General features: G+C 38.8%; 16 protein-coding genes. 11 read left to right on the forward strand and 5 right to left on the reverse strand.

All coding sequences use genetic code 11. The annotated features are described in order from the left end of the window. Positions 1–29: 29 nt before the first annotated feature. The 7 genes from NPX98_RS01090 to trxA all read left to right on the forward strand — a co-directional run bounded on the left by NPX98_RS01090 (position 30) and on the right by trxA (position 14,236). Entirely contained in the window at positions 30–1,028 is a 999-nt protein-coding gene (locus NPX98_RS01090) for a complex I NDUFA9 subunit family protein (protein WP_269022119.1), read from the forward strand. Between the two features lie 378 nt (positions 1,029–1,406). Further along, on the forward strand, positions 1,407–2,804 hold the full coding sequence (gene ahcY, locus NPX98_RS01095; RefSeq protein ID WP_269022120.1) for an adenosylhomocysteinase: 1,398 nt from the start codon (positions 1,407–1,409) through the stop codon (positions 2,802–2,804). Positions 2,805–2,839: 35 nt separating this feature from the next. Then, entirely contained in the window at positions 2,840–5,296 is a 2,457-nt protein-coding gene (locus NPX98_RS01100) for a sensor histidine kinase (RefSeq protein WP_269022121.1), read from the forward strand. Between the two features lie 62 nt (positions 5,297–5,358). Beyond that, on the forward strand, positions 5,359–6,852 hold the full coding sequence (gene tsaE / locus NPX98_RS01105) for a tRNA (adenosine(37)-N6)-threonylcarbamoyltransferase complex ATPase subunit type 1 TsaE (protein WP_269022122.1): 1,494 nt from the start codon (positions 5,359–5,361) through the stop codon (positions 6,850–6,852). Between the two features lie 343 nt (positions 6,853–7,195). After that, complete coding sequence (addB, locus tag NPX98_RS01110) at positions 7,196–10,315, forward strand: double-strand break repair protein AddB (RefSeq protein WP_269022123.1); 3,120 nt, start codon at positions 7,196–7,198, stop codon at positions 10,313–10,315. A gap of 2 nt (positions 10,316–10,317) precedes the next feature. Further along, entirely contained in the window at positions 10,318–13,788 is a 3,471-nt protein-coding gene (addA, locus tag NPX98_RS01115; protein ID WP_269022124.1) for a double-strand break repair helicase AddA, read from the forward strand. Positions 13,789–13,912: 124 nt separating this feature from the next. After that, a complete protein-coding gene (gene trxA, locus NPX98_RS01120; protein ID WP_269022125.1) occupies positions 13,913–14,236 on the forward strand; it encodes a thioredoxin in 324 nt (107 codons plus the stop codon). 101 nt (positions 14,237–14,337) lie between these two features. Here the strand turns inward: trxA and NPX98_RS01125 are convergent, their stop codons facing one another. After that, positions 14,338–15,915: a peptide chain release factor 3 gene (locus NPX98_RS01125; RefSeq protein WP_269022426.1), complete on the reverse strand. Its 1,578-nt coding sequence runs from the start codon at positions 15,913–15,915 to the stop codon at positions 14,338–14,340. After that, complete coding sequence (locus NPX98_RS01130; RefSeq protein ID WP_269022126.1) at positions 15,905–17,578, reverse strand: lysine--tRNA ligase; 1,674 nt, start codon at positions 17,576–17,578, stop codon at positions 15,905–15,907. The genes NPX98_RS01125 and NPX98_RS01130 overlap by 11 nt, the downstream gene beginning before the upstream one ends. A gap of 1,243 nt (positions 17,579–18,821) precedes the next feature. Between NPX98_RS01130 and NPX98_RS01135 the strand changes: the two genes are divergently transcribed. After that, a complete protein-coding gene (locus NPX98_RS01135) occupies positions 18,822–19,463 on the forward strand; it encodes a LysE family translocator (protein ID WP_269022127.1) in 642 nt (213 codons plus the stop codon). Between the two features lie 11 nt (positions 19,464–19,474). Here the strand turns inward: NPX98_RS01135 and rlmN are convergent, their stop codons facing one another. From rlmN to ptsN, 3 genes are all read right to left on the reverse strand, one after another. Beyond that, on the reverse strand, positions 19,475–20,698 hold the full coding sequence (gene rlmN, locus NPX98_RS01140) for a 23S rRNA (adenine(2503)-C(2))-methyltransferase RlmN (RefSeq protein ID WP_269022129.1): 1,224 nt from the start codon (positions 20,696–20,698) through the stop codon (positions 19,475–19,477). Positions 20,699–20,737: 39 nt separating this feature from the next. Further along, positions 20,738–21,247, reverse strand: a complete 510-nt coding sequence (locus NPX98_RS01145; protein WP_269022130.1) for an invasion associated locus B family protein — start codon at positions 21,245–21,247, stop codon at positions 20,738–20,740. A 702-nt stretch (positions 21,248–21,949) separates the two neighbouring features. Continuing rightward, positions 21,950–22,414 (reverse strand): PTS IIA-like nitrogen regulatory protein PtsN, encoded by a 465-nt coding sequence (gene ptsN / locus NPX98_RS01150; protein WP_269022131.1) that lies wholly within the window; start codon positions 22,412–22,414, stop codon positions 21,950–21,952. A 1,689-nt stretch (positions 22,415–24,103) separates the two neighbouring features. Here ptsN and ihfB point away from each other — a divergent pair. From ihfB to NPX98_RS01165, 3 genes are all read left to right on the forward strand, one after another. Then, positions 24,104–24,382 carry an integration host factor subunit beta gene (gene ihfB, locus NPX98_RS01155; RefSeq protein ID WP_269022133.1) on the forward strand — a complete coding sequence of 93 codons (279 nt, stop codon included), beginning with the start codon at positions 24,104–24,106 and terminating at the stop codon, positions 24,380–24,382. 8 nt (positions 24,383–24,390) lie between these two features. Then, positions 24,391–24,702, forward strand: coding sequence for a LapA family protein (locus NPX98_RS01160; protein WP_269022134.1), 312 nt, complete (start codon positions 24,391–24,393; stop codon positions 24,700–24,702). Between the two features lie 159 nt (positions 24,703–24,861). After that, on the forward strand, positions 24,862–25,794 hold the full coding sequence (locus NPX98_RS01165) for a class I SAM-dependent methyltransferase (protein ID WP_269022427.1): 933 nt from the start codon (positions 24,862–24,864) through the stop codon (positions 25,792–25,794). Positions 25,795–25,796 lie beyond the last annotated feature (2 nt).

Below are 25,796 nucleotides of genomic sequence, written 5' to 3' on the forward strand. Positions count from 1 at the left end.
TAAGCTTTGAAAAATAAGAAATCTTAACCATGAAACTTGATTGTACTCTTTATCAAAACCCTAAGCTTATCACTGTTTTTGGTGGTTCAGGTTTTGTGGGGCGGCATGTTGTAGAGGCTTTAACCAAGCGAGGATATCGTGTTCGAATTGCTGTTCGCTCTCCTCAAAAAGCTTATTACATGCTGCAAATAGGTGAAGTGAGCCAAACCCAAATGCTTCAAACCGACGTTAGGCATCGTGCTTCTGTTGCGCGGGCATTGCTTGGAGCAGATGGCGCGGTATTTCTTCCAGGAAGTTTGGCACAAACAAATCAGCCAAAATTTCAAAATATACAAGTTGATGGCGCACGAAATGTTGCCGAATTAGCCGCACAAGCTGGTATCCCACTTATCCACATGTCAACGCTTATCGCCAATCCAAACGCTTCATTTCTTTATGCTCGTGCAAAATCTATAAGTGAGCAAATCGTGTATGACAAGCATCCTCAAGCAATTATTATGCGCCCATCAGTTATTTTTGGTCCAGAAGATTGCTTTTTTAACGTTTTAGCAGATTTATCCCGTTTCTTGCCGATAATGCCACTTTTTGGTGGCGGACAAAGCAAATTACAGCCTGTCTATGTTGGTGATATTGCTGAATTTGTTGTACGCGCTTTAGAAGGACATGCTATCTCTGGAAAAAGTTATGACCTTGGTGGGTCACAGATTATTACATTTCAAAATATACTTGAAAACGTATTAAAAATTATTCATCGTAAAAAAATGATTCTATCTATGCCTCGTTCTATCGGACTCTGCATCGGGGGAGTTTTTGGAACTATTGGCAAATTGCCTCTCGTGCCAACAATTATAACGGCTCATCAAATACGTTTCTTGCAACAGAATAATCTTGTCTCTCAAGAAGCGATAGACAATGGATATACTCTAGAAGGGATAGGGATTATTCCCAAAACAATGACAGCTATTTTGCCAAGTTATTTATGGCGATTCCGTCCACAAGGGCAGTTTTCCAAAAGTCCATCCGTGTAACGCACGCTCTTTTTTGTAACCAAACTAATTTACAGCCCATAAACAAAAAAGCGATTGCACTGAAATCACGGTTTATATGTCGATCTCTTCTTCCACAAAATACAATTGCATTCCTCCCTTTTTGTCACTTTATTCTGCAATCAAGAAACCAAACAACGCTTTCCTTTTATCAATAGAACTTCATAGAAATTTTTCATACCCAGCTGATAATATCAGCACTCAACACATAGATAATACACCCTATTGCAATATATATTTCATTGCATAGACTTATAGAAACACAAAATAACTTTTCATTATAGAAATCTTTTATATTCACTTGCGTTTTTTTTTAATTTCTCCTACCGTTTCGGAAAAATCGGTTATGAAGGCATAAAAATGATAGCCCAAAACTATATAATCAAAGATATCACACTTGCTGATTATGGACGTAGAGAGCTTAATATTGCAGAAACGGAAATGCCTGGTTTGATGGCTTGCCGTGAAGAATTTTCTTCCTCTCAACCTTTACGGGGAGCACGCATTTCTGGTTCATTGCATATGACCATTCAAACAGGTGTTTTGATTGAAACTCTAAAGGCAATTGGAGCAGATGTGCGGTGGTGTTCTAGTAATATTTTTTCTACGCAAGACCATGCAGCAGCAGCAATTGCAGCAACGGGTACTCCTATTTTTGCAATCAAAGGGGAAACACTCAAAGAGTACTGGGAGCATATAGATGCGATTTTCCAGTGGCCTGATGGAAACCTTTCCAATCTTATATTAGATGATGGAGCTGATGCAACCAACTACATTTTAATTGGCAGTCGTGCGGAAACAAATCCAGATATTCTATCTCATCCCAAAACAGAAGAAGAAGCTTTATTTTTCAAACAAATTCAAAAGCGTATGGCTGCTACACCGGGTTTTTTTACGCGCCAATGTGCAGCAATCCAAGGTGTCAGTGAAGAAACAACAACAGGTGTAAATCGTCTTTATCACTTACAAAAAAAAGGACTTTTGCCTTTTCCAGCGATTAATGTAAACGATAGCGTCACAAAATCAAAGTTTGATAATAAATATGGATGTAAAGAATCATTAGTCGACGGTATTCGACGTGGAACAGATGTTATGATAGCTGGCAAAACAGCCATTGTTTGTGGTTATGGCGATGTTGGCAAGGGTTCAGCAGCTTCTCTTTCAGGCGCTGGAGCACGTGTCAAAGTAACAGAAATTGATCCTATTTGTGCTCTTCAAGCAGCTATGGACGGCTATGAAGTGGTTACTTTGGATGATGCAGCCTCTAGTGCTGATATTATCATCACAACCACTGGCAACAGAGATATTGTCCGATTAGACCATATGCGACAAGTTAAAGATATGTGTATTATGGGTAATATCGGTCATTTTGATAATGAAATCCAAGTATCAGCCCTCAGAAATCTGCCATGGACAAATATTAAACCGCAAGTTGATATGATTACTTTTCCCGATGGCAAACGTATTATCTTGTTATCTGAAGGGCGTTTATTGAATCTTGGGAATGCCACGGGTCATCCCTCTTTTGTCATGTCGGCTTCATTTACGAACCAAGTTTTAGCGCAAATTGAACTCTTTACGAATACAAAAAACTACAAAAACGAAGTGACTGTTTTGCCCAAACATCTTGATGAAAAAGTTGCGCGTCTTCACCTCAATCGGCTAGGAATAAAATTAACTGTTCTATCCGAAGAACAGGCCGCCTATATTGGCGTATCACTGCAAGGACCTTATAAGTCAAATCATTACCGTTACTAGAACGTTTCCTTGGTTAAAAAAAAGAAAGGTGTATCGTGCTCCGCTTTGGTGACTATAACCCCAAAGAAAAAGCTCAGAAGATGATCCAAATCTGTTCTGGTGTTTTGTGCTTTCTTTCCTTTTTTTTTCCTGCACACGCTATTGCCCAACCATCAACACCCCATTTGATGCCCCCCCTCACTTGGCCAGATAGTTCATGGCTTATTTTAGCACTATTCGGAGGTATTTCCTGTGCTTCACTTTTCGCATGTATAGCAGTTATTGTGAGCACAAAAAGTTCTGGACAAAAGACTCTAAAAACAATTCAAGCAGATTTTTCTGAAAAGCTTAAGCATTATGAATGGCTTTTAGAAGAAACTGGACAATGTCTTCTCATTTGGGACAATCCGACAAGCTCACCACGCATAGCTGGCAACATTCCTGCATTGCAAAAAGCAGGTATTAATCGACAAGATTTTCAGTGTTTTAAACGCTGGCTTGAAGAAACTTCTCTGCAAAAACTCAATCAAGCGCTTACTCACTTGCATTATCATGGCTGTTCTTTCGAACTTTCTATTACGACTACAGATAAAATGTTGTTGCAAGTTACAGGGATAATCGCGGGAACAGCGGCCATTGCACGTTTCCAAGATATTTCAGCACAACAGAACGAAAATGCTCGTCTACAAAAAGATATTGAAAAAATCCTTACAGAACTGAAAATACAACGCAACCTTCTTGATCGTATTCAAGAACCAATCTGGATTCGAGATCGTGAAAATAAAATCTGTTTTATCAACCGCGCTTTTCGAGAAATAACGGGTTTTCAAGAAGACAGCAATAACATCATTGATCTTTTTAACGAAACAACACAGCGCAAGACAGATGACATAGAAACAGTTTTTCAAGAATATGTCCATACAATAATTGATGGAGAACGGCGCCATTTTCACCTCACTCGGATTACAACAGAAGAAGGGATGGCAGCCTTTGCCCGTGATAACAGCGCCTATGAAAATCTTTCCAATGAAATGGAACGAATCCTCCAAAGCCATTATGAAACACTGGATCAAATTTCAACAGCTGTAGCAATTTTTGATGCCAATCAAAAGTTAAAGTTCTGCAACCATGCCTTTAAGGTTTTATGGCCCTTAGAGAGTTCTTTTCTAGAAAGTGAACCAAGCCATACATTGCTTCTTGAACGCTTGCGTGAAGAAGGATTTATCGGTGAACACCCTAATTGGCGCGCATGGAAAGAGGAGCTTTTTAAAGCTGCTCAGCAAATAGAATCAAATCAACAAATTTGGAATTTGCCCGACGGACGCACTGTGCGTGTTATGTCTACCCCTCACCCACAAGGAGGTATTACTTGGCTTTACGAAAACCTTACAGAAAAAATTGATCTTGAGCGTCGCTATAATACACTGATTAGAATTCAAGGTGAAACACTTGATAAACTTTCCGAAGGAGTCGTTGTTTTTGGTACTGATGGACGCCTTCGTTTGTCAAATCCAGCCTTATCAACATTGTGGTCCCTACCTAGTAATTTACGTGTAGAAAGCACCCATATTACACAATTACAAACTCATTGTTCATCTTTAACAATGGGAGATGAATGGAACACATTTACCCAATTCATTACTGGTTTTGCTGAAAAACGCGATACACTTTCAGGCCGCATGGATCTGAAAAATGGGATGATACTTGATTACACATTGGTGCCTCTTCCTAATGGACAAACAATGATAACCTTTGTCAATGTTACAGACACTGTCCATATCGCACGTGTACTTCAAGAAAAAAATGAGGCCTTAGAGAGCGCTGATCGTCTGCGCAACGAATTTGTTCAACATGTTTCTTATGAATTGCGTACACCGCTTACCAATATTATTGGATTTTCCGATATTTTACGTGACCAAATTTTCGGTTCTATCAATAAGCGCCAACATGAATATCTTGGCCATATTCACTCCGAGTCAGGTACCCTTCTCAATATTGTTAATGATATCCTTGATCTTGCAACCCTTGATGCTGGAATTATGGAACTTGATATAAAACCAGTTAATATCGCTGATGCTATGACACAAGCGGTAGCACGAATAGAAGAACGTCTCCACGGGCGTCATATAACACTTTTACAAGAAATTTCTCCTTCCTTAAATTTTATTTTTGCTGATGCGACACGCTTGCATCAAATCTTTGTGAATGTTCTCAGTAATGCTGTTAATTTTGCAACAGAAGAAAGCACAATTGAATTTTATGCCAATATGCAAGAAGATAACATCGTTTTCAGTGTCCATAATGAAGGGTCGGATATTCCAACCGATATCCTTGATCGGATTTTCAAACGTTTTTCTTCTCATTCGCATCATGGTGGACGTGCGGGAGCAGGTCTCGGCCTTTCCCTTGTTAAGAGCTTTGTTGAACTTCACAGTGGACACGTTGAAATTCTTACTGGTTTGGGGCAAGGAACAACAGTTAAGTGCTTCTTTCCGGCTCCAAAAGGAGATTAAGTTCTTTAACCTTGTGCCATATTTTCATAAATTTCCTCTCCAGAAACTCAGCGGGAATCTTCATGAATTTTAGTTTTTTTCTTGAAAATGAAGAAGCAACCAAACTATTTGCACAAGATTTAGCCCTTGCCCTAAAGCCGGGTGATCTTATAACACTCCAAGGTGATCTTGGAGCAGGAAAATCTACCCTTGCACGCGCACTCATTCATACACTTGCCAATGATAACACTCTGGATGTTCCAAGCCCTACTTTCACGCTTGTTCAAAGCTATCAACTCCCACGATTTGAAGTTATTCATGCCGATTTTTATCGCCTCTCTACGGAAGAAGAAATTGATGAGTTAGGGCTTGATGAAGCACGTGAACAAAGTATTTTATTGATTGAATGGCCAGAAAAAGGAGCAGATCTTTTAGGACCTGCTACTTTTGCTATCACCCTACAACAGGAAGGTTGCGGACGTCATATAACGCTTACATCAACAGAACATTCTACCGAACGTCTACAAAGATCTTTTGCAATACGAACTTTTTTAACAGCTCATGGCCGTGGTTATGTCAATCGTCGCTTTTTGGCTGGCGATGCTTCAGCACGTTCCTACGAACTTTTAGATGATGGTAACCATAAAGAAATTCTTATGGACGCCCCAACCATGCAAATGGCACAAAATACAAACTCCTCTGATGCAGAAATAATGCACCTCGCAAAAGATATCAGTCAATTTGTAGGGATCTGTCAACTCATCTCAGACAATCAATTTTCTGCTCCCCATATCTTTGTCAAAGATCTGAAAAATGGGCTGTTAATTTTAGAAGATTTAGGACGCGAAGGACTTTTAGATCAATACGGTCATCCGATAGAAGAGCGTTATATCGCTTGTAGCGAATTGCTGGCTTCCTTCCATCAAAAGTCATGGCCTTCAGAAAAACAATTTCCAACTTTTTTACTTCAGATTCCTTCTTATGATTGTCAAACGATGCAAGCAGAACTTTGCTTATTGCTAGATTGGTATTTACCTTTTCAGAAGCAAAAAAACTTGAACCAAGAACAACGTAAAGCTTTTTTTACGTGTTGGCAGCCTTATCTCGATAGTCTAACCCAAGGAGAAAATACTTTTGTTATGCGCGATTATCATTCGCCCAACATCATTTGGCGTTCGCATAAAGAAGGAACAGATCGCATTGGGCTTATTGATTTTCAAGACGGCTTAAAAGGCCCTACAGTCTATGACCTTGTTTCCTTAGCACAAGATGCACGCATCTTTATTCCATCAACACTTGAAGCAAAAATTCTCAACGCCTATTGCAGTGCTCGCCATCAAGCACAGCGACCTTTCGATGAAGATGAATTGCGCAAACTGTATGCATTTGCAGGTGCCCAACGCGCTTCAAAAGTTTTAGGAATTTTTGTACGGCTACACCAACGCGATAAAAAATCATCTTATCTCCAATATTTACCTCATTTGCAAAACTATCTTGCCCGTAATCTTTCTCATCCAACTCTTGCTCCTTTACAAAGCTTTTATCAAGAAGTTGGCCTTCTTACAAAAGCATCGTAGATATTTTCATCTCCGTAACACTATCTCCCACAAAAAAATCAATTTTAATTGCCAAATAAAATAATCATTTTAGTGCATATAGGCACCTCTTTCTCTTCCGTACACACCTTAACTCTTTGATTAAAATGCATGGCTATTATCTGCTTTTAGATCGTGGCTTGCACTAAATCGTAAAAGTGACAATTTCAGAAGTCGTTATTCATACAACCTCTATAATCCATTCTTTTAACCCCTTTTCTGAGAAAGCTATTGTGCAAACATAACTTTTTCATTTACTACTCAATGGAAACAAGTGAAATCGTTCATCAAAATGAACATTTTTACACAACCAAAACGAGTCCAAATGACCCTTAAGCCACGTATATTTTCTATTTCTTCCGGAGTTGCTTTTCTTCCTCACTTTGTTGATGCACTTCTATCCGGCACCCTTATTGAGAACTTTGCACCAGATGGAGATATCCAAGCAGCTCTTACGGATACCACAATTTATGTACCAACACGCCGTGCTGCCCGTGCCCTACGCGCAACCTTCGTCGAAAGAAGCCAGACACAATCAAGTTTTTTACCAACAATTCTTCCTTTAGGAGATCTAAATGAAGACAGTTCTTTCTTTTCTGAAAACCATACCAGCGCTCTCGCCAGTCATCCCCCGATTGGAGAAAGTGAACGTCTCCTCCTTTTAGCGCGCCTTATTCGCCCTTGGCGTGAAAATCTGCCTGCTCATCTACGTGCATTGTTTGGTACAGAAGATGTGCTCATTCCAGCTCATACCGCCGATGCAATTTGGCTTGCTCAAGATTTAGCACGCTTGATGGATGAAATAGAAACAGAATCTGCGGATTGGTCAAAACTCCAAGAAATTGCACCCGATATGGTGGCTGAATGGTGGCAAATAACGCTCGACTTTCTTACCATTGTCACACAAAACTGGCCGCAAATCTTAAAAGAAAGACAACGAAGCAATCCAGCTGAATGGCGTAATCAAGCGCTTAACATGCAAGCAGATATTTTACACCGCACACAACCTCATAGACCTATCATCGCTGCTGGAACGACAGGGTCTATTCCTGCAGTTGCCCATCTTTTAAAGGTAATCGCTGGCTTACCAAAAGGAGCCGTTGTTCTTCCGGGTCTTGATCTTCATATGGATGATGCACAATGGAATGCATTAGGGGAAATCCATGAAGACAAAACAGCTTTTGATCTTTCCGACCATACCACCGCTGCTTTTAGTCACCCTCAATATCACTTAAAAAAACTTTTATATTTGATGCAATGTCAACGCATCCAAGTTCGCGAAATTGGCCAACGAAGCGCAATCAAGGAGAAACGTGCCGCTCTTTTATCAGAAGCACTACGACCCGCCTCCACAACACATCTATGGGCACAAATTATACGCAATGATTATGAAAACCTTTGTGCAGATTGGTCGCTGATTGAAGCCATGAATGAACGCGAAGAAGCTTTAGCAATTTCTGTTGCTTTACGCAATGCCATTAAAGAACCCCAAAAAACAGCAGCTCTTATAACCAATGACCGCAATTTAGCACGCCGTGTCGCAGCTGAATTGCAGCGTTTCGGAATTGAAGCGAATGATTCAGGTGGAATACCCCTTGCACAAACATTGCCCTCAACCCTTTTACGACTCATTTTAGAGAATGTGTTTACGACCGGCGACCCAATCGCTTTTCTTTCCCTTCTTAAACATCCCCTCACAACACTCGAACAAAATCGCCATCAATTGCGTGAGATGGCAGAAAATTTTGAATTATTTGTTCTTAGAGGCAGTACAGGTCGTATCACTCTTTGCGAATGTGATCAATTTCTTGAAACATGGATAAAAACACGTGTCTATAATAATTCTGATGACGATGCCCTTAATCTGCAAAAAAGCGAGGAAGCACGCCTGCTTTGTCGCCTTTTAGTGCAAGCAGTTGAACCATTAACATCCCTAATGAAACAGGATAGAGAATACACCATTAATGAAGTCGCCATAGCAACTGTTGAGGTTTTTGAAAATTTTGGACGGGATGACGATAATTCTCTTGCACATCTTTATCAAGATGAAGCAGGAAAAGCTTTAGCAACTTTTTTGCATGAACTGATTAGCGATCAATCAGGATTAAAATTTCGTCTTTGCGAATGGCCAGCTATGTTTTCAGCGCTCATAGCAACCCGTTCTGTGACGCCTTCCCCTGGTGGACATCCGCGTTTATTTATCTGGGGAACTTTGGAATCGCGCCTTCAAACAGTCGATACTGTCATCATCGGTGGTCTTAATGAAGGAACATGGCCGATCACAACCCGTAATGATGCTTTTTTATCGCGGCCAATGAAAATGATCTTAACACTTGACCCCCCAGAACAGCGCATAGGTCTTTCTGCACATGATTTCCAATGGGCCATGGGAATGAATAAAGTGATAATGAGCCGAGCCAAACGGGTTGATAACGCTCCTTCCATTCCTTCACGCTGGCTCCAACGTTTAGAAACAGTCGTAGGCAAACAGGTTTGGGAGCAAATCTGTGCACGAGGAGCAACATTGCTTCATTGGGCAAAAATGCTTGATCACACAGACATGACTACCTTTGCAGAACGACCCTGCCCTGTTCCACCACTTGATATGCGCCCACGCCACTTTTCAGTCACTGAAATAGAAACGCTGCGATATGACCCTTATGCCATTTATGCGAAAAAAATTTTGCGTCTCAAACCGCTTAAAGCACTCATCCATGACCCCAGCATTATTGAACGTGGTATACTCTATCACGCTATTATGGCTGCCTTTAGCACCCAAATAGAAAATCCAAATACTACAAACGCATTAGAAAAGTTACGAACCATTGGACGCACAGAATTTGATAAATTAAACTTGCCTGCTGATGTAGAAACAATCTGGTGGTCAGACTTTGAAAATCTTGCGCCCTGTATTATCACGTGGGAACAAAGTCTTGGATCGAGAAAACGGTACGCTGAAGTGATGTCTCAAAAAACGCCTATAGGCACAACAGGCATCACTCTTTCAGGGCGTGCCGATCGTATTGATATTTTACCAGATAAAATGGCTGAAATTATTGATTTTAAAACCGGTACGCCTCCTTCATCTGAAATGGTTCGCACATTATTATTTCCACAATTGGCACTGGAAACAGCTTTGTTCATGCAAGGAGCTTTTGTTGATTTTAAAGATCTTACGCCCTTAAATTTATTTTACATCCACCTAAAAGGAAGAGAAGAAATCAAACCTCAATCAGTTCTTTCAGGTAAAAATGCAAATCAGATAAGCGCCGTTTCTCTTGGTGAAGAAGCCTGGAAACGTCTTATTGCATTAATGGAATATTATCAGAACCCACAGCAAGGCTATCTTTCACATTCAGTTCCTTCACATAAAGAGTATGAAGGTGATTATGACCACCTGGCGCGATTATTAGAATGGTCCAGTGGTTTCGATAAAGAAGGTTAATCATGACTATTGTTTCTATTCCCGAAGCAGCCCTTGATGCACAAGCAAAAGCCACACACCCAACAAAAAGTGTGTGGGTTGCTGCAAATGCAGGATCCGGAAAAACCCATGTTTTAAGTGAACGCGTCATCCGCTTACTGTTAAATGGCACCCCTCCAGCACGCATTTTATGCCTGACCTATACCAAAGCAGCTGCTGCTGTCATGCAATCACGCATTTTTCGTACACTTTCAAACTGGAACGAACTTGATGATGCACAGCTCCAAACAGTTTTATCGCGCCTTGAAAAAAAACCAGCCACAGAACAAAAACTTACTTATGCGCGGCAACTCTTTGCCCGTGCTCTCGAAACACCAGGTGGCCTCAAAATCCAAACCATTCATGCATTTTGTGAATCTTTATTGCATCAATTTCCACTGGAAGCCAATATTGCAGGTCATTTTGAACTCTTAGATGATATAAACAGAAAAAAATTATTACAGCAAGCGCGTTGTCAACTTTTAACAAAGAGTGAAGCAAAACCGGCTTTAAAACAGCTCCTAAAAATTATCAGCGAAAAGACATTCAATGAATTACTGCAGGAAGCTGTCACAAAACAGCATAAACTTTCTGATTTTCTATCATCTATTCTGTCTAAAGGTGGAGAAGAACAGTTACGTACATTCTTTAATTTAGCACCGGATGAAACAGACCAACTGCTGCTGACAAAAATTAAACAGACTGCTTTGCTCTCTCCTAACATATTCGAGCATTATAAAATCTACAGTAACAAACGCGCAACAAAGACAATCGCGCAATTTTCACAGTTAGCTGTTACTTCTTCCGATGACACCAATATCATTCATCTTGCTTCAAAAATTTATCTTACAACCAGTGATAAACCACGTAACTTTTCACATTTATTTTCCAAAGAATCAAAAGAATCAAATGACATGTGGCTTCTTAAAGAGCTTGAAGACAAACAAAGCCAACTCTTGGTTCTTTTAGACAAATACCGATGCGCAAAACTTGTCAAACTCAATATGGCTGCTTTTCAGCTTTGTGCTCTGTATCTTCAAATCTACGCGGATTTAAAAAAAGCCAATGGTTTGCTAGACTTTGACGACCTCATTGAACGCACACTACACTTATTGCAATGTAAAGGCGCAGGTCAGTGGGTGCAGTATAAACTTGATCGTGGTATTGATCATATTTTACTTGATGAAGCACAAGATACCAATCCTGAACAGTGGCAGATTATTCAACTTTTAGCGCAAGAATTTTTCACAGGCAACAGTCAACGAACCAATATAAGAACTATTTTTGCTGTTGGTGATGAAAAGCAGTCTGTCTATTCCTTTCAAAACGCTGCTCCAGAAAATTTTGCTGCAAATGGCCAAATACTTCAAAAGCAGATACAACAAGTGAACCAGACATTTGAAAAAGTACAGCTGAATTATTCTTTTCGTTCTACTGCTGATGTCTTAAAAAGTGTTGATCTTGTCTTTGAAACACCAGAAAATTACAAAGGTCTTTCAGCAGAAAATGTGAAAACGGTGCACGAACCTATTCGTGTTCACAGCCCGGGTGAAGTCATTTTATGGGATGCCATTTCCAAAGAAAAAAACGAACTTCCTGATGATTGGCACTTAGCCGTTGACCATTTGGATACACCTGCAACGCGTTTGGCAGAAAAAATTGCCGACACCATTGCCAACTGGTTACAAAAAGGAGAAATGCTCCCTGCAAAAGGGCGTTTACTACGCGCCAGTGATATCATGGTTTTGGTTCGTAAGCGAGATCACTTCATACCTGCTCTTTCCCGTGCTCTGAAACTGCGCAATGTTCCCGTAGCTGGTGCCGACCGCTTACAGCTTACCAGCCATATCAGTGTCCGCGATTTGATGGCACTTGCGCATTTTGTCTTGCAGCCACAAGATGACCTTTCTCTTGCCTGTGTTTTAAAAAGTCCAATTTTTGCACTAAGCGAAGATGAACTTTACCAGATTGCAGCACAACGCACAGGATCCCTTTGGCAAAGTCTCTGCACCCACGCCTCATCGCATGCGGTTTTTAAAGATGCCTTTGAAAAATTAAGAAAATACCGCTCTTTAGTTGATAAAATGCCGGTTTTTGAGTTTTATAGCCATATTCTCAATACTGATAAAGGACGACAAAAAATCCTTTCCCGTTTAGGATCTGAAGCGAATGAGGTCCTTGATGCTTTTATGGATTACACACTTGCTATTCAAAAAACCGGTTTACCGGGATTACAAGCTTTTTTAGAAATACTAAATGAAAGAAAGCCTGAAATCAAACGTGAACTTGATCAACACCATGAAGAAGTGCGCATTATGACTGTTCATGCAGCCAAAGGCCTGGAAGCAGCCGTGGTTTTTCTGGTTGATTCAGGCAGCGCAATCTGGCACAATACACATCATACACCACAATTACTTAAATTTCCCTTGGGTGATAAACACGCTTTTATCTGGCGTCCAAACAAAAAATTCGACACAAAACTCTCTGACAAAGCAATTTCACATTTAAAAGAGCGTGCAGAAGAAGAATATAAGCGCCTTCTTTATGTGGGAATGACACGTGCTGAAGACCGATTGATTGTGTGCGGTTATAAAAATGAAAAAGAAAATCCTAATACATGGCTCCAATTAGTGAAAAAAGCCCTCACACCCCATGCTGTAACTATACAAGACCCTGCAGACGATATTGCAGTTTGGCGTTATTCGATCACACCACCTCTCTCTATTTCAACAAATGAGGAAATACCCTGTGAATCTGGCCAAGAGCTCCCACCTTTGCCTGCTTTTTTTCATCACAAAGTGCCTGTAGAACCAACGCTACCAAAACCTTTGAGGCCTTCTGTTTCTAGTCTTACCATTGATGCCGAAACAGAACTTTTCTTCAATAAAAAGCAACTGAGCATCTCACCTGTTTTAGGAGAAAAAGATCCCCACAAAACTTTTCCCATTGAATACGGGAATCTGGTTCACCGATTATTGCAATATCTCCCCAATTGTGCTCCTGAAAATCGTCGAGAGTATGCACGGCGCTATCTCAATGCTAAGGCTGCTCACTGGCATGAAACCCAAAGAGAAGATGCACTCCATCATGTTTTGGGAATCTTAGACAATCCACAGCTGAAACTATTGTTTTCTAACCTTTCACGAGCTGAAGTATCCTTAATGGGTATTGTCAAAATCCGTGGCAAAGAACAATCGATTTCTGGTCAAATTGACCGTTTAGTTATCACCCAAAACAGTATTATTTTTGCCGATTTTAAAACAGGAATCCCACCAACAAACGAAACCGATATTGCTCCACAATATTTGTTACAAATGGCTCTTTATCAAAAATTGCTACAAACTATTCACCCTGACAAAGATATCCAAGCTCTTTTGATTTATAGCAAAGACGCAAAGATCTTTACACTTGCGCCTGAAAAACTCGATGCACTTCTTAATAAAATTGCTTCATAAAGGAGAAAACTCTTTCCCAAAGAGTCCACGACCACTTATTTTTGCAACTATTTGACATCAATCACAATTAGACTAATGTAAAGAGATATACCAGTATATTAAAGTGGATATAAAGGATAAATTAATGACATGTATAAAAATTGATAAGAGCAATTTCGAAAATGAAGTTCTAGCCTCTTCTATCCCTGTCGTTGTTGATTTTTGGGCAGAATGGTGCGGACCATGCAAAATGATTGCACCGATACTTGATGAAATTTCAGTAGAAATGAAAAACCAAGTTAAAATTGCTAAAATTAACATTGATGAAAATCCTGAACTGGCCACTCAATATGGAGTTCGTTCGATTCCCACTTTATTAATGTTCAAAAATGGAAATGTTGCATCCAATATGGTTGGTGCAACCACTAAGGGGCGTCTTTCTGAATGGATTAAAGATGGTCTTATTTAAATCTGCTGTTTTCATAACAAATTCCTATAACAAAAAAGGAGCTCTTTTAAGCTCCTTTTTTTGATCTTTTTAGATGTATTTTGCCCATAACAAATATCTATTTAGTCAGAACGTATCTGGTAATCCTTAAAGGTTGCAAATTTTATTTTCGGAACCCGTTCTGCTTCATAATTTAAGAAAAAATGATTCTCTGCTAGAAAGACCGGATCACCATCTAAATCATAAGCGATAGCAGAGCGATGATTCGTGAGAAAATTTTGGAGCTCCTCTTTACTCTCTGAAGAAATCCATCGACATACGTTAAAGCGTGCTGGTTCAAAGTTCACCGGCAAAGAATATTCCACTTTAAGTCTCTCTTTTAAAACATCAATTTGCAAAGCACCAATCACACCAATAAGAGCAGGTGAGCCATCATCGGGGATAAATAATTGTACGACTCCCTCCTCGGCCATTTGCTGCAAAGCTTCTTTAAGCTTTTTTGCCTTCATGGGGTCACCCAAACAAACACGACGCAAAATTTCCGGCGCAAAATTTGGCACACCTTTAAAGAGAATATCTTCTCCTTCCGTCAAGGTATCTCCAATACGCAAAGTTCCATGATTGGGAATACCCACTATATCACCGGCATAAGCTTGATCGGCAATTTGGCGTGAACGAGCAAAGAAAAATTGTGGCGCCGAAAGTGTCATTGATTTTCCAGTTCGAACCAATTTTGTTTTCATTCCACGTTCAAGCGTTCCTGAACACACCCGCAAAAATGCAATACGGTCACGATGGTTTGGATCCATATTGGCTTGAATTTTAAACACAAACCCTGTCATTTTTTGTTCAGTAGCTATCACATTGCGTTGATCTGCCACCTGATCGCGAGGTCTTGGCCCAAAATCAACCAAGGCATTAATCAAATCACGAACACCAAAATTGCGTAAAGCTGAACCAAAATAAACCGGCGTCATATGTCCTTCACGAAAAGCCTGAAGATCAAAATTCTTGCAAACATTGCGGGCAAGTTCCACTCCTTCAATAAAAGACGTACGCTGATTTTCGGGAAGAAAATTTGCTACCTCATCAGGACCAGAAACCGTCCGTGCGGTTATCTCATCGTCTTTTTGACGAAAACGATTATGATGAAGATCAAAGGTGCCAACAAAATCTTTACCCGCACCGATAGGCCACGTAATTGGTGCAGTATCAAGGGCAAGTTTTTCTTCAATTTCATCTAAAATTTCCAATGGATCACACGCCTCACGATCCATTTTGTTAACAAAAGTGAGAATAGGAATATCCCGCATTCGGCACACTTCAAATAATTTCAGTGTTCTAGGCTCAATCCCACGCGCACCATCCAGCACCATAATAGCACTGTCAACAGCCGTAAGAGTGCGATATGTATCATCTGCAAAATCTTCATGACCTGGAGTATCTAACAAATTAAAGATATGATTTTCATACTCAAATGTCATTACCGATGTCACAACCGAAATACCGCGATCACGTTCAATATTCATCCAATCAGAACGGGTTTGAATACGATCTTTTTTTGCCTTCACCTCACCAGCAAGCTGAATAGCACCACCAAACAATAAAAGCTTTTCTGTCAGCGTTGTCTTTCCTGCATCAGGGTGAGCAATGATTGCAAATGTACGTCGCCGCTTTACTTCCTGCGTTCTATCTTCCATCATTCTCCCCCACAGGTCGAGCAAGTACTTCAGCAATCAGTGCACGCATTTCATTAATTCCATACAGTGCTATAAAAGACCCTAATCGAGGTCCTCGTTCTTGTCCTAAAAGCACTTCATAAAGCATTTGAAAAAAAGCATTTGAAACACCCGGTCCCCCCTCAGGGCTTTTTTTACTGTGATCTTGATAGCGTTCCATTAAACGTGCAACATCAAGAAGCGCGTTTTGTATCGTATTTCCGTCAGCAGTTTCCGGTAGACTGGCTAATTGTGCATCTATTTTTACCAATGTTGAGCGCTCACTGTCATCAGGATTTCGAAATCTTTTGTTTGGTTGAACAAAAACATCAAAATATTTAATGGCAAATTCCACTAACCGATCTAACATTGGGTGAGTTTGCACAGTGACTCCTTTAGCATAACGAGAAATAAATCCCCAAAGAACCTCTTTATTCTCAGCATTGGAAGCACTTACCAAATTCAGTAACATAGCAAAGGATACAGGCAAATCAATCTGTGGAGGACAACCATTATGAATATGCCATACAGGATTATTAAGCTGCTCTTTCAACTGCTGACGACCATAAGCTGAAAGGTGAGCATAATACTCATCAACGGCTTTTGGAATGACGTCAAAATAAAGCCGTTTCGCCGTTTTAGGCTTTAAAAACATATAGAGTGCTAAGCTCTCTGTCGGTGCATAGGTTAACCACTCATCAATGCTCAAACCATTTCCTTTGGATTTAGAAATTTTCTGACCCTTATCATCCAAAAAGAGTTCATAATTAAACCCTTCGGGTGGATTACCATCAAGTGTTTTACAGATTTTAGAAGAGAGGGTTACTGAATCGATCAGATCTTTTCCTGCCATTTCATAATCAACACCGAGTGCTTTCCAGCGCATTGCCCAATCTACCTTCCACTGGCACTTAACTTTTCCACCCGTAATCTCTGTTTCAATGGTTTCGCCCGTTTCAGGCTCAATATAGGTAACAGTACCTTTTTTAACATTACGAGCAATCATGGGTACCTGTAATACTTTTCCAGAAATAGGAGAAATAGGCAAAAAGAGTGAATAAGTTGCCCGCCGTTCTTCACCTAATGTTGGTAGAATAATGTCCATAACCTTGTCATAACAGGCAAGTATTTCTAAAAGCGTTTCATCAAAACAGCCAGAATTATAATAATCAGCAGCACTAGCAAATTCATAATCGAAACCAAAACGATCAAGAAAAGCACACAAACGTGCATTATTAGCAGCTCCAAAGGAAGAGTAACCATCCCCAAAAGGATCTGGCACACGATTGAGCGGTTGCCCAAGATAACACTCCATTTTTTCACGGTCAGGGACATTATCAGGAACTTTGCGTAAACCATCCATATCATCAGAAAAACAAAGAAGTTTCGTTTTTACTTTGTTCTCAGTTAAAATATGAAATGCATGGCGAACCATGGTTGTGCGTGCTACTTCCCCGAAGGTACCAATATGCGGTAAACCAGAAGGCCCATAACCGGTTTCAAATAAAACACTCTCTGGATAACCCGTTTTCTCATAACGTTTTATAATCTTGCGCGCCTCTTCAAATGGCCAAGCTTTCGATTGAACAGCTGCATCTATTAATTCGGGCGTAAGGCCGAGAGTGTCACACTGATTACGCATCATTATTTTATCCTAACATTAAACTCTTTAACGATATGCTGTATGATTCTTAAACTTATTCGTCAATAATAGCAGGCGAAAAGCTAAAAAAAATTCTTATCCCAAGCTTGTCATTATCAATACCTGACCTATTATTTTTGTTACAATCTTTCTTACTCGTATATAAACAAAGTACAAATATTATGAATCGTAATTTACTTTTTTTAATTATTGGTGTTTTAGTTGCCATTATCCTAGGCTTTTCTTATTATACTTATCAGCAAGAAAATAAATCTTCTGGAATTGAATTAAAGATAAATAAATAGCGTATCTATCTGTACAAACACATTAAAACAACATCAAATTAAGCGTTTTACATAAGGGTTATTTTCAGCATTTTCTTGCAATAGATCAGTGTACGCTTTTGCAATGTTTTTACGTTCCAGTTAAACTATAATAAATCAGTTTTGCAAACGCAGCATTAATTCATCTTTCAAATAAGATACACTACAAGCTATCAAAATTAGTTTCTTACCCAACCACTATCTCATCAATAGTGCTAAATTTTACACCCATAAAGTGATTTTCCCGTTAAACCTAACCGGCTAATACCCATGCACATATCATTTAATCGAAAAAGCAACGCAGACAAAAATGCTTTTTTCTCCATTAAGGGAAACAGCATCGTTTTTGTTTAAAGAAAATAGTGCTTCTTAAACGCTGTATAACCAAACCAAGCGTTAACAAAAACATTCTCCGACCTTCCTGAATTGGTTGCAGCTATTGCTACAAGTCGAAGACAATCTTTGCAATACAAAATACAGATACCATCTATCCAATTGCACGATCACCGAAAATCTTTCATAAGATTGCGCATATGCACATATTCAAGAACGTCAACAGTGGCAACACAAAACCCCGCACAAATGCTTTGTAAAAATTGTTCATATCGATTTTAATAACCCAGCATTTCTGTTTTACGATGACAGATTCAATGCTTCTCCTCGACTGAAGATTATAATATTAGCATCCGATTTTATTCTACAATCATATTAAGAATAATTGGTGTTTTAGCCTCTCTTAAACAAATTTCTTAACATATTTCCATTTTATTATTCTAAGCGTATATTTTTCTTTTACTTTCAAGTAGAAACCATGTAAACAGCGCGAAAAAATTCCTCATATTAAAAATTATAAAGCAAAATACAAAATATATGTAAGAGGTATAAATGATGGTAACCTCTTTTCAAATGTGAAAGATACTTATATGTCGTTTTTACCTGAATGGCCTATCATGGTACAATTTGCCTCAACAGCATTAATTGTGGCGCTTATTCCGGGACCTGATATCATGCTGTCAGTGGAGCGGACTATTGCACAAAACAAAACAGCTGGCATTGTATGCGCTTTAGGGAGTGCGACGGGTTTCGCCATCCAAGTTATTGCAGTAACTATTGGCTTATCAGCGCTCATTATGGCCTCACCAAACGCTTTTTTTCTCCTTAAGATTACTGGTGCAGTTTATCTTTTATGGCTTGCCTTTCAAACATTGCGTAAACACTCAGCATTTTCTTTAGAACAGGCATTTCAAAATCACAAAAGTCTTACACGCAACTACTTTACTGGCATTGGAATCAATATCACAAATCCTAAAAGTATCCTCTTTAATATGACTTTCTTACCGCAATTTATCAATGCTAATGATCCTATGGCTACACAAAAATTGCTTGTTTTAGGGTTCTCTTATATCCCTATCTCTCTACCTATTACAATTTTCATGGTTTTTATGGCTCACAAATTGTCCATACGCCTTAAGCAAAACCCTTTATACATGCGTATCCTTAATTGGGTTATCGCAGGCGTTTTTACCAGCTTTGCCTTACGCTTACTTATCACAAGAACTTCTTAAATTGAATTCATTCAGCCAATAATATTTTCTAATCGCAAACGTTCAGACTTGTGTAAACGCTTTGAAGCAGATTTGAGCTGTCCACATGCAGCCAAAATGTCGCGTCCACGTGGCATTCGAATGGGGGAAGCATAACCGGCTTGATTAACGACATCAGCAAAACGTTCAATCTGCTCCCAATCAGAACATTGATAACGGCTCCCCGGCCATGGATTAAAAGGAATCAAATTAATCTTGGCAGGAATACCTTTAAGCAACTGAACCAACTGCCTAGCATCATCCAAACTGTCATTCACATCTTTTAGCATAACATATTCAAAGGTAATACGTTTAGCATTAGAAAGACCAGGATATCTACGACAAGCATCCATTAACATAGCAAGTGGATATTTTTTATTGATAGGCACCAAAATGTTTCGCAATGCATCATGCACAGCATGGAGTGAAATCGCCAACATGACTCCAATTTCTTCTCCAGTTTTTATAATTTCAGGAACTACTCCACTAGTGGAAAGGGTAATGCGTCGTTTCGACAAAGAAAGTCCATTCCCATCGGAAGCAATTAATAAAGCTTTTTTGACTGCTTCAAAATTATAGAGTGGTTCACCCATACCCATCATAACAATATTGGTAATTTTGCGCCCTGTCACGGAGACACTTGCATCATTAGATGCATCTCCAACAGGAAAATCACCCAAACGATCACGCGCCAACAATAATTGCGCCAAAATTTCTTCAGCCGTCAAATTACGAACAAGCGTTTGCGTTCCCGTATGGCAAAAAGAACAGGTTAATGTACATCCTACTTGAGATGAAATGCATAAAGTACCCCGCCCCTCTTCAGGGATGTATACTGTTTCAACTTCCACAGGCTTTCCAGCCCCACGTGCAGGAAAACGCAAAAGCCATTTACGCGTACCATCTTCTGATATCTGTTCTTCAACGATTTCCGGACGCGCAATAGAAAAATGCTCTTTGAGCATTTCTCGCATTGGTTTAGCAATATTCAACATTTCATCAAAATGCGAAACGCCACGCACATAAAGCCAATGCCAAAGCTGGCGTACACGCATACGCGTTTGACGCTCTGGCACACCGACTGCTCTTAAAGCATGAATCATTTCATCATGTAACAAACCAATCAAAGACAGCTTAGGGCTATCCTGTACTATAGCACCACATTTTTTGAGTGCTTGGCATACACCCATTGATTTAACATCATATGAAACGGCCATTGTTTTCCAGTTCGATAGCTACGTAAAATTATCATTACCTTAATGGCATTTTTGCGCAGCATTCAATGCAGCAGTTACCCCTTTTAAGGAATAGGTATAGGTCGTATAGGTTTCTCGCTTTGAAATAGCCTTCACCGTCATGTGCATACCTGAACGCATAGCAGAAACAAACCGTTGTTCCAGCTTTGGAGAAGATAGCCAAGCTGATGAATCCTTTGTAAAAAATTCAAAATCTTCATCCCCAATGATCACAGTAACTTTTGACCCTTCTTTAAGTGTATAGCCAGCCAAGAATTGTGGTTCAAACAAAACAGGCGAATTAGAGTGCTTGGTAACCAAAAAGAAATTATCACCATGCTTAACGGTTGTTGGGAGTTCACTCAAAGGCATTGATAATACATAGCAAATTGTATTTCCTGATGATTTATAAGAATAAACGCCCCAAGCATCGAATTGCTGCAAACGGCTTGGTACTTGCGCTTGTACAGCTCCACAAGCAACCATAACCACCATAGATGCAACAACAAAAACCTCTTTAAACATTTTCATTCAGCTCACTTCTTTTCATAATGATTTTTTCAATGGTTTTAAAATAATTCTTCCGTTTAATTGTTGTCTTTATTAAATATTACTAAAACATGAATTTTCTATTCATCAACCAGATTTTTGATTTTATTCTGCCAATTTTGTTTTTGTACACAAAACATAACCCTACCCCACATACATGAAAAGCATATTTCTATTCATTCAAAACAAGAACATAAAAACACGATATGACTCTTCTATATTTTAATTTCAAACAAATAAAATGAGTACACATTAAATCGTCAAGAAAAAACCATATAACCATACTGCAAGCAAGAAAATTATCATGAAATACTGAAAAAATATATTCCTTGCACACAACGTAAACTTCAAAAGCCTTTCCTTTCACAAACAAAAATTCATGAATACTCAGAACACTATTAAAAAACCGCTTATGACCACATTGGGAATGAAAACGACCATCTTTTTAACTATCTACTGTCAAAAAAACATTCAAACAAAATGTTTCGCACAACCTCTTACACATAATCGTGTTAGTTGAAACGCGCATCGCAATTTCTATACACCGAACAAGTCTAGGCAAATCTCATCGAACAAAATAAAATCAGTAATCCTGGATGAAAAAATAAATACAACTAGAAACGATCAGTCGTGTATTTACTCTTTTGTTTTTGGCCCCATTGCAAACATCATTTACTACCCTTCTTAGGCTGCATTTAACGCTGAATGCTGAATTAACAAAGCATAAAGCGCATGGGCATCACGTGTATTGCGCAATTTTTGAACAACATCAGAACAACGAAAAACACGTGCAATTTGTGATAAAGCCTTCAAGTGATCTACACCGGCATGCTCAGGTGCCAAAAGTAGAAAAACAAGATCAATCGGCTCATCATCAAGAGTTTCAAAATAAACTGGATGTTCAAGGCGAGCAAAAATACCAATAATTTTGTCAATCTCAGGAAGTTTTCCGTGAGGAATCGCAATACCACTTCCCACACCCGTGGATCCTAACTTTTCACGTTGTAAAATGGTATCAAAAACCACACGCTCATCAAGGCCTGTCAGATCGGCTGCTTTTTCCGCTAGAATTTTCAAAACTTGTTTTTTCGAATTTGCTTTAAGCTCCGGAATAATGGCTTCCGGTGCAATTAAATCACTTAAATCCATGCTTTATTTTCCTTTTACTCACCCAAATGCTCATCCACGAATTAACAAAGGACTCGGCATAAATTTCTGTTGATCGTTTGCATCATAAAATACGTATTCACTTTCTAATTGATACAAGTGATGAATCAATCCATCCAATAATTACCTTAACTCAGTAGTAAATAATATTCAGCTTATAATTAGCAACATTGGAAAAAACAAAAACGATTTCATCAGTAAAGCCAAACTCTACAACAGTGTCAATAACAATCATTATCTGTAAATTCATCAATCTCTCAGTCACAAGGACTGGTATATTTTTTCCATAAACCTATCCCATTTGCAAAAATTAACCCCATAACGTGATACACATATCTGACTAAATAGCATTTTCACTTTAGATTATTATTTGCCACCTAAAGCACCTGCGTAAACGCATTTCAGACGTTAAAACTTCTGCATTAAAACCGCTCATCTTAATACGGTGTTCGCAACAGCGCGCATACGCTTTTGATTGCACAACACACTCAAAAGAATAATGGAAATCGCATTTGATAACCAAAATACAAGTACATTACGCTACTAACAAAATATTTGAGAATATCATCACTGATATATCGGCCGTTTGATACGAAGCAAAAACCTTATCGATATCTAATATGCCTCCAAACTCATCACAACCCCATTTATCACTCATCATAAAGCTAATCCCACAATGTCTTCCCCGCTCAATTAAAAGTAACCTGAACCAATAAAAAAACCATCGTGACAATGCCTTCTTTTAATCAGCATAAAACTACTACGCTTCTGTGTTGTGATTGTAAAAGAAATTTTGGCAAAAATAAGAATCTTTAACAATGAACTGATGAATATGACTATCATACATGACTGAACTAAAAACCATTATTCTTTCTCTCTTCAATCAAGAAACTCCATCACGAAAATTTTATAAATCACCACGTTTTCTGTTTCATTTAAATGCCTTAACGATGTCATCATAACACCAAACCAGTACTAATGATAATTCTAGTCGCATAATGAATCTGTATATTTGTAACACTTGATATTAGGAAGCAGAATGAAGTTTCATTGATCTTCATGAGATAAATCTGTATAGCTTGTGGAATTGATGTTACACTAACAGCAGTGGCTTTCTTTAAGCTCAAATAGCTTTCCTATAATGATCTGAGAAGTTAAAGAGAAAGTTGATTTCCCAAATAAATTCTGCGTACATCAGAGTTATTAATATTATCATAAACTCCCCTTGAACATTGAAAAACCTGTCTTTGTTTATTTATTAAGTGTCTCAACTGTAATATTTTATAACTCAATAACCCCAGAAACGCACAGGGCTTTGAAATGCTTTTTCCCTTTTAGCCAATAAAACTTTTAAGCCTTCTAATTTTAGGTTTATCATTGCTTGTTTTATTATTCTCCACTCTTCATTAAGGCATCAAAAAAGCAGGAATGAACAGGAACGAAAATGTAAATCAGCAAAAAACAAATGCCCATAATTTAATGTAGAGAAGGATAAAAAAACCTCCACTAAGTGAACTTAAAAAACTACATAATACGTATTTTTAAATTTTGTATATTGCAATCTGACTTTTCTTGGTTTTATTTTACTTTCACTGATTTATATATTGTAACGTGCATGCGTATAATGCACAATTTGAAGGACAATCTTTTTTATGAGAAAGAGAGGCTATTTTGGTTAAATCAGAACTTGTGCAAATTATTACCCGTCAAAATCCGCATCTTTTTCAGCGTGATGTTGAAAATATTGTCAATGCTATTTTTGAAGAAATTTCAACAGCTCTTGCCAATGGCAATCGTGTTGAGCTTCGCGGTTTCGGAGCTTTTTCTGTTAAAAGCCGTTCAGCTCGTAACGGACGCAATCCGCGAACAGGTGAAGCCATTGCGGTTGAAGAAAAATGGGTTCCTTTTTTCAAAACCGGAAAAGATTTACGTAATCGATTGAATCAGTGAATAAACTTATGACAACCAAGCGTATCCTCTTAGCAATATTGTTGGTTCCTCTTACCATTTTTTTGATCGCTTTTATCTTAGCAAACCGTCAATCAGTTACATTAACAATTGATCCTTTTCAAACCAGTTCTGAACATTTCACCTATCAAGCTCCTTTATTTGTTTGGCTTTTTATTTTTTTAGGCCTTGGTATTTTATTGAGCAGCATTATCCATTGGCTTGCACAATATCACTCTCGCAAAGCTCTTAAAAAGAACAAAGCTGAACTTGAAAAATTAAAAATATTAATAGCTAAAAAACTTGATATAACAGAACTTTAAGACAATTTTGTTCTTATTGTGTTCGATAGCAAATTTAAAGTCCTCTTTTCCTTTTTCTCTATACATGCTTTAATAAAGGTTAGATTTCTGCACTATACGGAAATTTAACAACCCTTTCGAATAACCCTCCTTTACAACGCGGGTATCATGACGCTGAATATGTCTACAAAATGCTTTCAATTGCACCCTAGCGGTCTATACCCGAAAGAAACACTGCCTCTTATTTTAGAAACAAAAGCCAGCACCGATTATGCCTTAATTGATTCTGGCAATGGGCGGAAATTAGAGCGTTATGGCTCTTACCGCATTATTCGACCAGAAGGTCAGGCACTATGGAAACCAGCCTTATCACAAGAGAAATGGGCTAATATTGATGCCATTTTCACAGGAAACCGAGATGAAGAAGGTGTTGGCCGCTGGTATTTTCCAAAAAAACAGCTTGAAGAAACATGGCCACTTTCTTGGAATGGTCTCCCCTTTCTCGGACGCTTCACTTCCTTTCGTCACGTGGGTGTTTTTCCTGAACAAGATGCTCATTGGCGTTCAATAGAAGAACAAATTACAAAAGCTAAACGTCCTATTAAATTGCTCAATCTTTTTGGTTATACAGGCATTGCCTCTTTGATTGCTGCACGTGCTGGGGCGGATGTTACTCATGTTGACGCTTCTAAAAAAGCTATCATCTGGGCAAAAGCCAATCAGACAAAAGCAGGATTATCAGATCGTTCCATTCGTTGGATCTGCGACGATGCAGTCAAATTTGTCAAACGCGAACTACGCCGTCAAAAAACTTATGATATGATTCTTCTTGATCCCCCAGCTTATGGACGTGGACCTCATGGCGAAATTTGGCAACTTTTCGATCACTTACCAAAAATGATCACAAATTGTCGAAGGCTTTTATCTAACAAACCACTCGCTGTCGTGCTTACGGCTTATTCTATTCGCATTTCTTTTTATGCACTTCATACTTTAATGCGCGATGAATTTATAAATCTCGGAGGTACAATTGAATCAGGAGAACTCATCTTGCGTGAAGAAACTGCTGGACGCGCTTTATCCACTTCTCTTTTTAGCCGTTGGATTGCTTAAAC

The sequence above is a fragment of the Bartonella sp. A05 genome, from assembly GCF_026930145.1.
GTDB lineage: Bacteria > Pseudomonadota > Alphaproteobacteria > Rhizobiales > Rhizobiaceae > Bartonella.

What these genes read in the sequence shown, in the direction of transcription:
- NPX98_RS01090 (WP_269022119.1), top strand. Translation starts at nt 30, where the DNA reads ATGAAACTTGATTGTACTCTTTATCAAAACCCTAAGCTTATCACTGTT.
- ahcY (WP_269022120.1), top strand. Translation starts at nt 1,407, where the DNA reads ATGATAGCCCAAAACTATATAATCAAAGATATCACACTTGCTGATTAT.
- tsaE (WP_269022122.1), top strand. Translation starts at nt 5,359, where the DNA reads ATGAATTTTAGTTTTTTTCTTGAAAATGAAGAAGCAACCAAACTATTT.
- addB (WP_269022123.1), top strand. Translation starts at nt 7,196, where the DNA reads ATGACCCTTAAGCCACGTATATTTTCTATTTCTTCCGGAGTTGCTTTT.
- addA (WP_269022124.1), top strand. Translation starts at nt 10,318, where the DNA reads ATGACTATTGTTTCTATTCCCGAAGCAGCCCTTGATGCACAAGCAAAA.
- trxA (WP_269022125.1), top strand. Translation starts at nt 13,913, where the DNA reads ATGACATGTATAAAAATTGATAAGAGCAATTTCGAAAATGAAGTTCTA.
- NPX98_RS01125 (WP_269022426.1), bottom strand. Translation starts at nt 15,915, where the DNA reads ATGGAAGATAGAACGCAGGAAGTAAAGCGGCGACGTACATTTGCAATC.
- NPX98_RS01130 (WP_269022126.1), bottom strand. Translation starts at nt 17,578, where the DNA reads ATGATGCGTAATCAGTGTGACACTCTCGGCCTTACGCCCGAATTAATA.
- NPX98_RS01135 (WP_269022127.1), top strand. Translation starts at nt 18,822, where the DNA reads ATGTCGTTTTTACCTGAATGGCCTATCATGGTACAATTTGCCTCAACA.
- rlmN (WP_269022129.1), bottom strand. Translation starts at nt 20,698, where the DNA reads ATGGCCGTTTCATATGATGTTAAATCAATGGGTGTATGCCAAGCACTC.
- NPX98_RS01145 (WP_269022130.1), bottom strand. Translation starts at nt 21,247, where the DNA reads ATGAAAATGTTTAAAGAGGTTTTTGTTGTTGCATCTATGGTGGTTATG.
- ptsN (WP_269022131.1), bottom strand. Translation starts at nt 22,414, where the DNA reads ATGGATTTAAGTGATTTAATTGCACCGGAAGCCATTATTCCGGAGCTT.
- NPX98_RS01160 (WP_269022134.1), top strand. Translation starts at nt 24,391, where the DNA reads ATGACAACCAAGCGTATCCTCTTAGCAATATTGTTGGTTCCTCTTACC.
- NPX98_RS01165 (WP_269022427.1), top strand. Translation starts at nt 24,862, where the DNA reads ATGTCTACAAAATGCTTTCAATTGCACCCTAGCGGTCTATACCCGAAA.